At 47.2% G+C, this 13315-nt stretch carries 18 protein-coding genes; 14 read left to right on the top strand and 4 right to left on the bottom strand.

Translation table 11 applies throughout. The features are described 5' to 3' along the window. Window positions 1-21: 21 nt before the first annotated feature. The 5 genes from bfr to rplI all read left to right on the top strand — a co-directional run bounded on the left by bfr (window position 22) and on the right by rplI (window position 2114). On the top strand, window positions 22-498 hold the full coding sequence (gene bfr / locus CEQ48_RS17170) for a bacterioferritin (RefSeq protein ID WP_089072061.1): 477 nt from the start codon (window positions 22-24) through the stop codon (window positions 496-498). A gap of 211 nt (window positions 499-709) precedes the next feature. Beyond that, window positions 710-1078: a 30S ribosomal protein S6 gene (gene rpsF, locus CEQ48_RS17165; protein ID WP_089072060.1), complete on the top strand. Its 369-nt coding sequence runs from the start codon at window positions 710-712 to the stop codon at window positions 1076-1078. A 7-nt stretch (window positions 1079-1085) separates the two neighbouring features. Then, the gene (gene priB / locus CEQ48_RS17160) at window positions 1086-1388 is read left to right on the top strand and encodes a primosomal replication protein N (RefSeq protein ID WP_000184784.1); all 303 of its coding nucleotides are present in this window, start codon (window positions 1086-1088) and stop codon (window positions 1386-1388) included. 15 nt (window positions 1389-1403) lie between these two features. Beyond that, window positions 1404-1631 carry a 30S ribosomal protein S18 gene (gene rpsR / locus CEQ48_RS17155; RefSeq protein ID WP_000090471.1) on the top strand — a complete coding sequence of 76 codons (228 nt, stop codon included), beginning with the start codon at window positions 1404-1406 and terminating at the stop codon, window positions 1629-1631. A 33-nt stretch (window positions 1632-1664) separates the two neighbouring features. Further along, complete coding sequence (gene rplI / locus CEQ48_RS17150; RefSeq protein ID WP_001196054.1) at window positions 1665-2114, top strand: 50S ribosomal protein L9; 450 nt, start codon at window positions 1665-1667, stop codon at window positions 2112-2114. A 61-nt stretch (window positions 2115-2175) separates the two neighbouring features. Here rplI and CEQ48_RS17145 read toward each other — a convergent pair whose 3' ends face one another. Then, window positions 2176-2940, bottom strand: a complete 765-nt coding sequence (locus CEQ48_RS17145) for a DUF481 domain-containing protein (protein WP_000105221.1) — start codon at window positions 2938-2940, stop codon at window positions 2176-2178. A 170-nt stretch (window positions 2941-3110) separates the two neighbouring features. On the opposite strand from CEQ48_RS17145, the gene CEQ48_RS17140 reads away from it, so the two are divergent. Both CEQ48_RS17140 and alr read left to right on the top strand, forming a co-directional pair. Beyond that, a complete protein-coding gene (locus CEQ48_RS17140; RefSeq protein WP_000774910.1) occupies window positions 3111-4517 on the top strand; it encodes a replicative DNA helicase in 1407 nt (468 codons plus the stop codon). A 13-nt stretch (window positions 4518-4530) separates the two neighbouring features. Continuing rightward, complete coding sequence (gene alr / locus CEQ48_RS17135) at window positions 4531-5616, top strand: alanine racemase (RefSeq protein ID WP_001913997.1); 1086 nt, start codon at window positions 4531-4533, stop codon at window positions 5614-5616. Between the two features lie 83 nt (window positions 5617-5699). On the opposite strand, the gene CEQ48_RS17130 is transcribed toward alr, so the two are convergent. Next, complete coding sequence (locus CEQ48_RS17130; protein WP_089072059.1) at window positions 5700-6119, bottom strand: secondary thiamine-phosphate synthase enzyme YjbQ; 420 nt, start codon at window positions 6117-6119, stop codon at window positions 5700-5702. Window positions 6120-6403: 284 nt separating this feature from the next. On the opposite strand from CEQ48_RS17130, the gene pgi reads away from it, so the two are divergent. Continuing rightward, complete coding sequence (gene pgi, locus CEQ48_RS17125) at window positions 6404-8056, top strand: glucose-6-phosphate isomerase (protein WP_089072058.1); 1653 nt, start codon at window positions 6404-6406, stop codon at window positions 8054-8056. Between the two features lie 202 nt (window positions 8057-8258). Further along, window positions 8259-9437 carry an MBL fold metallo-hydrolase gene (locus tag CEQ48_RS17120; protein WP_089072057.1) on the top strand — a complete coding sequence of 393 codons (1179 nt, stop codon included), beginning with the start codon at window positions 8259-8261 and terminating at the stop codon, window positions 9435-9437. Between the two features lie 116 nt (window positions 9438-9553). On the opposite strand, the gene CEQ48_RS17115 is transcribed toward CEQ48_RS17120, so the two are convergent. Both CEQ48_RS17115 and zur read right to left on the bottom strand, forming a co-directional pair. Then, entirely contained in the window at window positions 9554-10015 is a 462-nt protein-coding gene (locus CEQ48_RS17115; protein WP_001200951.1) for a chemotaxis protein CheX, read from the bottom strand. A 9-nt stretch (window positions 10016-10024) separates the two neighbouring features. Continuing rightward, window positions 10025-10489: a zinc uptake transcriptional repressor Zur gene (gene zur, locus CEQ48_RS17110; RefSeq protein ID WP_000245564.1), complete on the bottom strand. Its 465-nt coding sequence runs from the start codon at window positions 10487-10489 to the stop codon at window positions 10025-10027. A gap of 390 nt (window positions 10490-10879) precedes the next feature. Here zur and dusA point away from each other — a divergent pair, with 390 nt between their 5' ends. From dusA to CEQ48_RS17085, 5 genes are all read left to right on the top strand, one after another. After that, the gene (dusA, locus tag CEQ48_RS17105) at window positions 10880-11830 is read left to right on the top strand and encodes a tRNA dihydrouridine(20/20a) synthase DusA (protein WP_000888085.1); all 951 of its coding nucleotides are present in this window, start codon (window positions 10880-10882) and stop codon (window positions 11828-11830) included. 159 nt (window positions 11831-11989) lie between these two features. Beyond that, window positions 11990-12202 carry an envelope stress response protein PspG gene (pspG, locus tag CEQ48_RS17100; RefSeq protein ID WP_000971083.1) on the top strand — a complete coding sequence of 71 codons (213 nt, stop codon included), beginning with the start codon at window positions 11990-11992 and terminating at the stop codon, window positions 12200-12202. An 88-nt stretch (window positions 12203-12290) separates the two neighbouring features. Next, entirely contained in the window at window positions 12291-12956 is a 666-nt protein-coding gene (locus tag CEQ48_RS17095; protein WP_089072056.1) for a TIGR04219 family outer membrane beta-barrel protein, read from the top strand. Further along, window positions 12922-13080, top strand: a complete 159-nt coding sequence (locus CEQ48_RS17090) for a Fe3+ hydroxamate ABC transporter substrate-binding protein (protein WP_198301189.1) — start codon at window positions 12922-12924, stop codon at window positions 13078-13080. The genes CEQ48_RS17095 and CEQ48_RS17090 overlap by 35 nt, the downstream gene beginning before the upstream one ends. Then, a complete protein-coding gene (locus tag CEQ48_RS17085; protein WP_000154955.1) occupies window positions 13077-13307 on the top strand; it encodes a hypothetical protein in 231 nt (76 codons plus the stop codon). Before CEQ48_RS17090 ends, CEQ48_RS17085 begins: the two co-directional genes overlap by 4 nt. The last annotated feature ends 8 nt before the right edge of the window (window positions 13308-13315 follow it).

Raw genomic sequence — 13315 nt, 5'->3', positions numbered from 1 at the left:
GCCAAAGAGGAGGGCTATGCTATGAAAGGTGATCCAGTCATAATTCAACATCTCAATAAAGTACTGGCTAATGAGCTTATTGCCATCAATCAATACTTCTTACATGCACGCATGTATAAAGATTGGGGCTTGAAGCATCTTGCCGATAAGGAATACCACGAATCCATTGATGAGATGAAACACGCTGACCATCTTGTGGAAAGAATCTTGTTTTTAGAGGGGATTCCCAATCTACAAGATCTTGGCAAACTGATGATTGGTGAAGATGTGCAAGAGATGTTGGAGTGCGATCTCAAGCTTGAGTTGATTGCGATTCCTGATCTCAAAGAGGCGATCGCTTACGCCGAAAAAGTACGTGACTACGTTTCTCGTGATCTGTTCCAAGAGATCTTAGAAGATGAAGAAGAGCATGTTGATTGGTTAGAAACTCAACTTGGTCTGATCGATATGACGGGTATCCAAAATTATCTGCAAGCTCAGTTTGTTGATGACGAATAATACCCCGTACTAACACATATCATTCCTAGGCAGAAAACGCGGTTTTCTGCCTAACCGCTTCCTGTTTCCCCCTCGATAATTTCCTTGCTAAAGCTGCTTCCTTTCTGTACTATTCCCGCTCCTTAATTCTCGGTCAATTATCATTAGTTCCTTGCTTCCTCTGGATGACCGGGCCAACTCTGGAAGCTGAATAATCCGTAAGGAGCAAATAATGCGTCATTACGAAATCGTATTCATGGTGCACCCAGATCAAAGCGAGCAAGTTGCTGGCATGATCGAACGTTACACTGGCTCAATCACTGAAGCTGGCGGTAAAATCCACCGTCTAGAAGATTGGGGTCGCCGTCAACTGGCTTACCCAATCAACAAACTGCACAAAGCTCACTACGTTCTGATGAACGTTGAAGCTGACCAAGCAGCCGTTGATGAGCTAGAAACTGCTTTCCGTTTCAACGATGCAGTTCTGCGTAACATGATCATGCGTACTAAAGCTGCTATTACTGAACCTTCAATCATGCTGAAAGCTCGTGAAGAGCGTGTAAAGCGTGACGAGATGAAGTTCGACGCAGACGTTGAGTAATGGTTTGATGACCAATCGAATCGAGTTGAGCGGCGTTGTCGCAAAGGCTCCGGTTCGAAGCCAAAGTCCATCGGGTGTTAAACATTGCCATTTTTGGCTAGAGCATCGCTCTACGATGGTAGAAGCTGACCTCCCAAGACAAGTTTTTTGTCGATTACCTGTGGTGGTGAGTGGGGCTAGGTCAGAAGCGTTAACTCAAAACTTAGTACAAGGCAGTAGCATTTTGGTAAGTGGTTTTTTGGCTTACCAAACCAGCCGAAATGGCGTAGGTAAATTAGTGCTGCATGCCGACAAAATTTCTCAAATATAGATCAGGAGATAGCCCATGGCTCGTTTCTTCCGTCGTCGTAAATTCTGCCGTTTTACTGCAGAAGGCGTACAAGAGATTGATTACAAAGACGTAGCAACTCTCAAGAACTACATCACTGAAGCTGGTAAAATCGTTCCTAGCCGTATCACTGGTACAAGTGCTAAATATCAGCGTCAGCTAGCTCGTGCAATCAAACGCGCTCGCTACCTAGCTCTACTGCCATACACTGACAAACATCAGTAATTGGCACCGTTTATTAAGAAAGAGGATTAAGCAATGCAAGTTATTCTACTTGATAAAATCGGTAACCTAGGCAGCCTTGGCGATACAGTAAACGTTAAATCTGGTTACGCTCGTAACTTCCTTATCCCACAAGGTAAGGCAGTAATGGCAACTAAAGCTAACGTTGCAATGTTTGAAAGCCGTCGTGCAGAGCTGGAAGCAAAAGTTGCTGAGCAACTGGCTGCCGCTCAAACTCGCGCTGACCAAGTTAACGCTCTGGAAGCAGTTGTTATTGCTTCTAAAGCAGGTGACGAAGGTAAACTGTTCGGTTCTATCGGTACTCGTGATATCGCTGATGCAATCACTGCAGCTGGCGTTAAAGTATCTAAGAGCGAAGTTCGCCTACCTGAAGGTGCTCTGCGCAACGTTGGTGCTTACGAAGTTAGCGTTCAACTTCACTCTGAAGTGTTCGCAACTGCAAAAGTACAAGTTGTTGCTGAGTAATTTCAGTTACTGACGAATACGAAAACACCAGCTTCGGCTGGTGTTTTTTTATGGGTAGCATTTAAAACTCAAACAGTAGATTAACCGAAATCACGCTGTCTGCTTTGCTTAATCCTTCCGGCACTCGGTTATGGTATTGGCGTGATTGGCGAATTTTTAAGGCAATGTGGTCAGTGATGTCGTTGGTTAAACTGATATTGCTATCAAGACTGGTGTTACTTCGCCCTGAAACCATGGTCATTTCTGCCTCAAATCTGAGGTTGTCTAAAGCTTGCCACTCAGCTTTAAGATTGCTACGAAATATCGCTTCCTGAACGAGGTCGGGAAAGACGATATCGTCATCATCAATTTCGTCTAGGTTGGGTTTTTGGTAGCGAAAGCCAGGCCCTAACTCCAGCTCTAAAACCATCTCATCGGTGTATGCGAATTGATAACCGAGCCCTCCTGATAGGGTATGGTCTTTGAAATAAGCGGTGTAACGCGAGTTGGTGCCGTAAAAGCTGCCGTATAAATACGTCTTCGGTCCGAGTTTATAGTCGCTTTGGAAGGCGAAGGTGGACTGGCGTTTATCTTCTTTGCCATTTTTATCAAGCTTATAAAACTTCCACTCCCCATAAGTACGGTGACGACCCATAGTATATTCCGATTTTAAGCGTGAATTGAGTGACTCTGACTCGGTATTACCGGAGTGCGCCTGATAGCCAAACTCGACTTGATGTTTCCAAGGAGAGGGAATGCTGATGTCCGTATCCTGATTAGAATTTTCATTGGCTTGCGCTACTGTTGACAGCATCAAGCTAATGCCTAAAAGCCATTTGGTGGACACAACAACCTCTTTGATCACTATTGAGGTGGCATAGTAAAAATTCATTACTGAGTTTGGGTCAACCCTAGGTCAATTCTGGTTAGGCGGCGCACAAACTTTCGTTGCTTTAATTACAAATGACGGATTCTCGTTATAATGACGGACATTCAAACGTTACTTAAAGCGAAGTCATGGCAGATCCACGTACTGATAATCGAAACCGTAAAATTCCCGACGCACAAGTCGATGCAATTAAAGTCCCACCGCATTCATTAGAAGCTGAGCAATCCGTCATTGGTGGACTGCTTCTCGACAATGAACGTTGGGATACGGTTTCTGAGCACGTGATGACTCAGGACTTCTACAGCCGCCCGCATCGTTTGATTTTTGACGGGGTAAAATCGATTTTGGAGGCGGGTAAACCGCTCGATCTCATCACCTTGTCCGAATATCTTGAGCAGCGTGAGCAGTTGGAAGATGTCGGTGGCTTTGCCTATTTGGCCGATTTGGCCAAAAACACGCCCAGTGCCGCCAACATTAATGCCTATGCGGAGATTGTGGCCGAACGGGCTTTGGTGCGTAATCTGATCGGTGTTGCCAATGAGATTGCTGATGCGGGATACGATCCTCAAGGGCGTAACGCTGAAGATTTGCTGGATCTGGCGGAAAGTAAAGTTTTTGCGATTGCCGAAGCGCGTACCAGTGAAAACGAAGGCCCGAAGAACGTGGATAGCATTCTAGAGCGCACGCTAGAGCGGATTGAGCTGCTCTACAAAACGCCGCAGGATGGGGTCACTGGAGTGAACACGGGCTTTACCGACCTGAATAAAAAGACGGCTGGTTTGCAAGGCTCCGATCTGATCATCGTCGCAGCGCGTCCTTCGATGGGTAAAACCACTTTTGCGATGAACCTGTGTGAAAACGCCGCGATGGAGCAAGATAAACCTGTGCTGATCTTCTCGCTGGAGATGCCCGCCGAACAGATCATGATGCGTATGTTGGCCTCGTTATCTCGTGTCGACCAAACCAAAATTCGTACCGGTCAGCTGGATGATGAAGATTGGGCGCGTATCTCTTCCACCATGGGTATTCTCATGGAGAAGAAGAACATGTACATCGATGATAGCTCAGGCTTAACCCCCACTGAAGTTCGCTCGCGTGCCCGACGCATTGCTCGTGAACACGGAGGCTTGTCGCTCATCATGGTCGACTATTTACAGCTGATGCGTGTACCGGCATTGACCGATAACCGTACACTGGAAATTGCTGAGATTTCACGCTCACTCAAAGCGTTAGCTAAAGAATTGAATGTGCCCGTGGTTGCGCTTTCGCAGTTGAACCGTTCTTTGGAGCAGCGTGCGGATAAGCGTCCAGTCAACTCGGATCTGCGTGAATCGGGTTCGATTGAGCAGGATGCTGACTTGATCATGTTTATCTATCGAGATGAGGTGTATCACCCAGATAGTCCGCTAAAAGGCACGGCGGAAATCATTATTGGTAAGCAACGTAACGGCCCGATTGGTTCGGTACGTTTGACTTTCCAAGGTCACTATTCTCGTTTCGACAACTATGCTGGACCTGCATTTGACGATGAGTAATTCGATGAACTATATGAAGGCGGCCACCGCCTACATCAATTTAGAGGCGTTGCAGCACAACTTGCAGCGCGTTAAGCAGCAAGCGCCAGAGAGTAAAATCATGGCGGTGGTGAAAGCCAATGGTTATGGACACGGGCTGCGCCATATCGCACGTCACGCCCTTGGGGCGGATGCCTTTGGCGTGGCACGCATTGAAGAGGCTTTACAGCTGCGCGCCAGTGGCGTAGTGAAACCCATTTTGTTGCTTGAGGGATTTTATTCTCCCGGTGATTTGCCAGTATTGGTTACCAACAACATCCAGACCGTCGTGCATTGTGAAGAGCAATTACAAGCGCTGGAGCAAGCTCAGCTAGAGACTCCGGTCATGGTATGGCTGAAAGTCGACAGCGGGATGCATCGGCTAGGGGTTCGCCCTGAACAATATCAAGATTTCGTGGCTCGTTTGCACCAGTGCGAGAATGTGGCTAAACCACTGCGTTACATGAGCCATTTCGGCTGTGCCGATGAGTTAGATAAATCGACGACGGTAGAGCAAACGGAACTGTTTTTATCCCTGACGCAAGGCTGTCAGGGTGAGCGTTCGCTGGCCGCTTCTGCCGGATTATTAGCTTGGCCGCAAAGCCAGCTTGAATGGGTAAGGCCGGGAATTATTATGTACGGCGTTTCTCCCTTTGTGGAAAAGAGTGCGGTTCAGTTAGGTTATCAGCCAGTGATGACCTTAAAGTCGCACTTGATCGCGGTCCGCGAAGTGAAAGCGGGGGAGAGTGTCGGTTATGGCGGTACTTGGACCAGCCAGCGAGACACCAAAATTGGTGTGATTGCGATTGGTTATGGTGATGGCTATCCACGCACTGCACCGAATGGGACGCCAGTGGTTGTCAATGGGCGTCGGGTGCCGATTGCTGGGCGCGTATCTATGGATATGTTGACGGTAGATTTAGGGCCGGATGCTTGCGATCGCGTCGGTGATGAAGCCATGCTGTGGGGTAATGAGCTGCCCGTAGAAGAAGTGGCCGCGCATATTGGTACGATAGGGTATGAGTTAGTGACGAAACTCACCTCGCGAGTGGAAATGTCTTATTATGGAGCAGGCGTTTAGCCTGCTTTGTGTTGTCCGTGCATGACCACCGCTTATCGCTGTGGCCATGCATGTCACTCTTCTTCTCTTGCACTCTTTGGGCGTTACTCGCCTTGAATGGTCGCAATCACCCTTCTTATTCCGCCGTGATTGCGATGCTCACCCAAATAGATACCTTGCCAAGTACCGAGCGCTAACCTGCCTTGTTGAATGGGAATGCTGACGCTACATCCAAGTAGTGAAGACTTGATGTGCGCGGGCATATCATCATCGCCCTCATCAATGTGCCGATAATAAGGCGCCCCTTCAGGAGCAGCGTGGTTAAAATGGGCTTCCATATCTTGGCACACCGTCGGATCGGCATTCTCATTGATGGTAAGACTGGCCGAAGTATGCTGTACAAATAAATGTAATAAACCGACATTTAGTCTTTTGATTTGCGGCAATTGTTGTTCAATTTCATCAGTGATCAGATGAAAACCACGTGCTCGTGGGCGTAACTGGATGGTGTGCTGATGCCACATAAAGCCCGCTCCTTAAGTGTATTGGCAAAGTGAAGGTTTAAGGGTAAGGTGAGCGACAGAAATTACCAGACAAAAATGAGTGACGGTCGGTGTTTACGTGACCTATCGCAAAGTGGGTGTTAATGAGTTCGCTCATAATGATGCACTGAAAATTAATTACATGTGATTCCGGCGCGGAATACTCATTTTTAACCTATTCTTTTTGCTTAAATCGGGGATTCCAACGTTAAAGCTCCGCCTTTAGCGTACTGGAATAAAACCACAGTAACATCGGGATAGATGCCATGTTGAAAAATATCAATCCAACGCAAACCCAAGCTTGGAAAGCGCTGACCGCGCATTTTGAATCTGCTCAGGATATGGATCTCAAAGCACTTTTTGCGCAAGACAGCGAGCGTTTTGCCAAATACTCTGCGCGCTTTGGTCAGGACATTTTGGTCGATTATTCGAAAAACCTAGTGAATGCGGAAACGATGCAACACTTGTTTGCGTTGGCCAAAGAAACGGATCTGCAATCTGCCATCACCGCGATGTTTAAAGGTGAAGCGATCAACCAAACGGAAGATCGTGCGGTACTGCACACTGCGCTGCGTAATCGTAGCAATTCACCTGTGTTGGTGAACGGTGAGGATGTAATGCCCGCAGTGAACGCTGTGTTGGCTAAAATGAAAGCCTTCTCTGAGCGTGTCATTGGCGGTGAGTGGAAAGGTTTCACCGGCAAGGCGATTACTGATGTCGTTAATATCGGCATTGGTGGATCCGATCTCGGCCCTTACATGGTGACGGAAGCTCTAGTGCCTTATAAGAACCATTTGACCATGCACTTTGTGTCAAACGTCGATGGTACACATATGGCGGAGACACTGAAAAACGTCGATCCTGAAACCACACTCTTCTTAGTGGCTTCCAAAACCTTCACTACCCAAGAAACCATGACCAACGCCCACACGGCGCGTGATTGGTTCTTGAAAGCGGCAGGAGATGAAGCACATGTTGCCAAGCACTTTGCGGCGCTATCAACCAATGGTAAAGCGGTGGCTGAGTTTGGTATCGACACCGACAACATGTTTGAATTCTGGGATTGGGTAGGCGGTCGTTACTCACTGTGGTCAGCGATTGGTTTGTCTATCGTGCTGTCTATCGGTTATGACAACTTTGTTGAGCTGCTGGCGGGGGCACATGAAATGGATCAGCATTTCGTGAACACGCCGTTTGAAAGCAATATTCCGGTCATTCTGGCGCTGATTGGCATTTGGTATAACAACTTCCATGGTGCAGAGTCTGAAGCGATCCTGCCTTATGATCAGTATCTGCACCGTTTTGCCGCTTACTTCCAACAGGGCAACATGGAATCGAACGGTAAGTATGTTGACCGCGATGGTAACCCAGTGACTTACCAAACTGGCCCAATTATTTGGGGTGAACCCGGTACGAACGGCCAGCACGCTTTCTATCAGCTTATCCACCAAGGCACTAAGCTGATCCCATGTGATTTTATCGCGCCAGCGGTGAGCCATAATCTGGTTGGCGATCATCACCAAAAGCTGATGTCTAACTTCTTCGCGCAAACCGAAGCCTTAGCCTTCGGAAAATCCGCGCAAGCTGTGCAAGCGGAACTCGAAAAAGCGGGTAAATCGGCGGCAGAAATCGCAGCGTTAGTGCCGTTCAAAGTATTTGAAGGTAACCGCCCAACCAACTCGATTCTGGTTAAGCAGATTACGCCACGCACGCTGGGTAACTTGATTGCGATGTACGAACACAAAATCTTCGTACAAGGTGTGATTTGGAACATCTTCAGTTTCGATCAATGGGGCGTGGAACTGGGTAAGCAACTGGCGAACCAAATCCTGCCTGAGTTAGCGGATAGCGCAGCAGTGACGTCACATGACAGCTCGACCAACGGTCTGATCAACGCCTTTAAAGCGTTTCGCGCCTAATTACGCCCAATAACCAATTGATAGACAAGGCCTTACCTGTGCAGTAAGGCCTTTTTCTTGTCTTTGAGTTTCTCTGTAAGTGGCGAAGTCCCTTCTTTGTATTGCCATTGAAAGTTCATTTTTCCTACCAGTTTGGTCATAAAACAGACATGCAGCAGGGTTTAACTAAACGCACTGTCAGAGTGATAGGGCTTATGCTGGTATGTCAGAAACGGCCATTCAGACTAAAACACAAGCACGTCAATGCAAGGTGTTTGCTCACCACCATGTTCAACACTATCGCTCGCAGTTAGAGCGCCGGATCTCCCACTCACCTCAATTTCGACAGGGCAAAGTGATCAACGCTATGCCTCATATTATCGCTACGCCATCATGGTGGCAGACAGCTTGGAGTTACTTTGGGGGGAGAGCTCAGCTCAAGCCTAATGCTCGATTGCCCGTAGCACCTCTCAACCTTCAAGCGTTGCAAACACGCAGCCAGGCACTTCGAGTCACTTGGCTTGGCCACTCTAGTTTGTTTATTGAAGTCGATGGGCTACGAGTATTGACCGATCCGGTTTTTGACTACGCTTCGCCTTGGATTGCGAAAGCGTGGTTTGCCAGAAACCTACCTAATAGTGGTGTGCGGGAGCAGTTACCACTGCCGGATGTGATTGTGATCTCTCACGATCATTATGATCATTTAGAGCAGGCCAGTGTTGTCTATTATGCCGCGCATTCGGTCACCTTCTATGTTCCGCTGGGTGTCGGGCAGCATTTGATTCGCTGGGGAGTCTCACCTGAACGAATTATCGAATTCGATTGGTGGGAGCAGATAAAACGAGAAGGCGTCGAGTTTATCTGTACTCCGGCTAATCACAATTCGGGGCGTTATTATCTCGATCATAATGCGACCTTGTGGTGTTCATGGGTCATAAAAGGCCATCAAGAAACACTCTATTTCAGTGGTGATAGTGCCTATGATACACATTTTGCAAAGATTGCTGAGCACTGTGGGCCGATTGATTTGGCTTGTCTAGAAGTGGCCGCCGATGTTAAGCAGCACCAAGGTTATCCCGTTGAAAATTGGGGACACATGCAGGCGAAACACACAGTTCAAGCCTTTCACGACTTACAAGCCAAAAAACTGCTGCCGATTCACTGGGCGACTTATGAGTTGTTTACCCACCAATGGGATGAGCCGATTGCCGATCTGGTTAAGCATTGCCAAGAGCAGTCGATCACTTTGCTAACCCCTATGGCAGGAGAAAGCCTAACCATAGCAAACCACAGCGAAAGCCATGCTTGGTGGCAAGGTTTAGAAACTGAGCCCATGAGTGGTGCTCGATATTGGCAAATGGGCTTAGCGTGTTCTTTATTATTGCTGCTGATGGTGGTGTAAATGTCACCCCCAGTGCTCGGGGATAGCAGAGAAAACAAAACCGGACAAGAGTGTCCGGTTTAATCAAGATCATTGAGAGCGATGAACTAACAGTGGCTGCCAACGTGAGCGTTGAATTACTCGAAACAGATTTCGATAAACGCATTGCCCCAAGGAGAAGAAAACGGCATCAGTATGATTGCCCCTTCACACTTATGACGAATTGTGTGTCCTCGGCCGGAGACGACAACGGGGGTCGCCATATCAAAATCAAAGCCGCTTTCTGCCAAAATTCGCTTCGCTCCACCTGTGACCATATTGGTGATCTCGCCGACCATATCAGTCACTTCTTCATTTAAACCATTCGGACGCTCACCCAGCATATTTTGCATGATTTCCAAAGCAAGGCTCTCGTCAAAAGTGATCGACATAGAACCGCGCGTCGTTGGGCCAATCATGCCGATCAGACCAGAAACATCGCCGCGAGCGATTTCGTCTTTTTTAATCCGTGGTTTTTGTGGCTTCAACTCAAGGGAAGCCATGGTTTTCAACACGTTCATTAAAGACGCTAAAAACGGGTTTACAAATTCAGCGCGCATAACCTTCTTCTATTGTTGCTTCTTCTCTTTCGAGAGACAGGTCTGACAAACCCCATGTGATTCGATGACATGGTTGCTTATCGTAAAACCGTGTTTCTCCGCGTTACTTGCTAACAAGGCTACCAGACTATCATCCCGAGATTCAATCACGTTACCGCACTGGTCACAAATCAACAGATGTGAGAAGTGCTTATGAGCGTTACATGAACAGCAAGAGATAAAGCTGTTAGTCGACTCTACTCGGTGAATAAAGCCTTGTTCTAGCAAAAAATCCAGTGCTCGATATACAGTTGGAGGTTTAGCTTGCGGTTCACTTTTTTTCAGATCTTCCAGCAGTTCATACGCACTTGATGAGCGTTTGCTGGCACAGATCAGCTCAAACACAGTTTTACGCTGTGATGTGAGGCGAACCCCTCTTGCTGCACATATTTCTTCAATTTGCTTGGTTAGCTTGTTGTCCAAAACCATCACCATCACTGTTGGACTTTAGTAATAATATACTATGTCGAGATGAATATCGTTGACCGACAAAATAAAATCCACATGAAAGTAGATGCGAGGTCAACTCATCCTGTTGAATAGACGTAAATTACCTTATCTTGCTCAAAAACGATACTGTTAAGCTTATTAGTTGTGGTAAGTAGATCGTGGCAAGCCGACTAGGATCAAGCTTGTTCGGCTCACGAAACCTGCTAGTCGCGCCCATTTACCGTAAAAGCGATTTACTGAACAAGGCATGGCGCTCACGCTAAGTTGCGATTAAAATGCCGGACTTCGATTTTTTCGCCACCGTGCGGTGGTTGTTTTTGACTGAAATGGGGACGTTCACCTATGACTCACTCATGCAGACTCTCAGTTGCTCCAATGCTTGATTGGACCGACCGCCACTGCCGTTATTTCCACCGTCTGCTCTCTGCGCAGACTCTGCTGTACACCGAAATGGTGACGACTGGCGCGATCATCCATGGTCGTGGCGATTTTCTGGCGTATAACCAAGAAGAGCATCCTGTAGCGTTACAGTTTGGTGGTTCCAATCCTAAGGATTTAGCGCATTGTGCCAAGCTGGCTCAAGAGCGAGGCTATGATGAAATTAACCTCAACGTAGGCTGTCCATCCGATCGGGTGCAGAATGGCCGCTTTGGCGCTTGTCTGATGGGCGAGCCGGACTTGGTGGCGGAGTGCGTAGCCGCCATGCGTGCGGTTGTCGACATTCCGGTGACGGTCAAAACGCGTATCGGTATTGATGATCAAGACTCGTACGAGTTTTTAACTCAGTTTATCGCCACGGTTGCGGAAAAAGGTGGCTGTGAGCAATTTACTATCCATGCACGTAAAGCTTGGTTAAGTGGTCTGAGCCCGAAAGAAAACCGTGAAATTCCACCACTGGATTACCCACGAGCGTACCAGATCAAACGTGATTTTCCGCACTTAACCATTGCAGTTAACGGTGGAGTGAAGAGCTTGGAAGAAGCGAAACTGCATCTTCAACATCTTGATGGTGTGATGATTGGGCGTGAGGCGTATCAAAATCCGTATTTGCTGGCTGAGGTGGATCAGCAGATTTTTGGTTTAGAAACGCCTGTGAAAAAACGCTCACAAGTCATCCATGAAATGATGCCTTATATTGAGCGTGAACTTTCACAAGGCACCCATCTTGGTCATATGACTCGCCATATGTTAGGACTGTTCCAAAATATGCCGGGTGCACGCCAATGGCGACGCCATATCAGTGAGAATGCACATAAACCGGGAGCGGGATTGGAAGTGGTTGAACAGGCGTTGGCCAAGATCCCTTACCAAGAGTTAGGTGTGTAAAAAACACCAAACATTAGCGAAAATGCTTACTGTTTTTTGATAAGCCAAGTGAGATGACGTCGTTTGGCTTATTTTTTCTATCTTAATCAAACGGTTGGCTTCTTTCTAAAGTTGGCATGAAAACTGCAAATTAACAATGAATGACGCAGAGGAGTGCTGATGATGTTTGAATTAATCTTTATTTTTGTCTTTGCCGCTACACTATTGGTCACAGGCATCACTTTAATGAGTGTATTCGGTGCGATGGCGTTGGCTTTTTTGATCATGGCGCTGTTTGGCATGTTGGGCATAGTATTAAAGTTACTGCCTTGGTTACTGGTGGTGTTGGTGGTGATTTGGCTGATGCGCGATAAAGCGAAGGCTTCACGTTAGGAGATGACAAAACCCTATATCGAGAATAGGTTTGTGTTACCATCATCGCCTCAAAAATATTGAATTGAAATCGAACGGAGCATAGTTCATGAACCGAACTGCATCGGCGGCGCTGGTCACCGCACTGATGGTCATGCCTTTATCGGCCTCTGCCGCTGAATCATTTTATACTGCGTCAGTGGGCGCTGAGATGTGGTTAGCGAGCACGAAAATTGATAACACTCGTCGTGATGATGCGAACGCGCCTAACCTTTATTTTACGTTTGAGCACGGTTTTCCTTACCTGCCGAATGTGGGCTTGCGTTATACCAATTTAGAAGCGGATTTCGCTTCGTTCGATAAGATCGATTACACCTTTTATTATCAATTGCTCAATCGCGAATTGATGAAGTTCGATGCGGGTATCACTCTAACCCAATATGCGAACAGTGATTACCGTGCGCCAGATGCCCGTCGCTACGATTTTGATCAAACCTCGTTTAACTGGTATGCCAGCGCTGAAATTACCATTCCTCATACGCCTTTTGATGTGATTGGCCAGTTTGATTTTGGTAACAATAGTGACCTGAAATCGTCCGATGTGATGGCTGGCTTGCAATACCATCTGCCGATCCGAGCGGGAGATCTCGCATTCAAAGTGGGCTATCGAGTGGTAGATCTTGAGTTCACTGAACTGGCTAAGCAGTCCACCGATGTAAAGCAATCTTTTGTTTTTGTCGATGGCTGGTTTGTGGGGGCACAATTTAGCTTCTGATGAATTTCTCATTATTGAGTTTTTTGCTAACCAATACGTTTTAAATGAGCCACAAGTTGGCTCATTTTTACTATTTGGACCATGCTTAGTTTTATCAATAAGCCAAGGATGGAAAGCAAAATGACGATTCCGGAGTTAAGAGAGCTATATCAAACCCAGCAGCTCGTTGAGGCCATTATTGAGCCCTCCTTTCAAGAAGGGGAATGGATTGTCGAATTTCGCCATCAAATGGGAGGATTCGTGCTGCTCACCGATGAAAATGGCGAAGAGTGCCGTTATATCGATCTCGATAGCGCTTCGCAATCCGCCATGGCGGTTGGGTTTCGTCAAGTTCGAATTGAAAACCAGTAGCGAGATGG

Source organism: Vibrio tarriae (assembly GCF_002216685.1).
Lineage (GTDB): Bacteria > Pseudomonadota > Gammaproteobacteria > Enterobacterales > Vibrionaceae > Vibrio > Vibrio tarriae.
The sequence above is the reverse complement of the archived record's forward strand: the minus strand, read 5'-3'. Positions and strand labels throughout refer to the sequence as shown.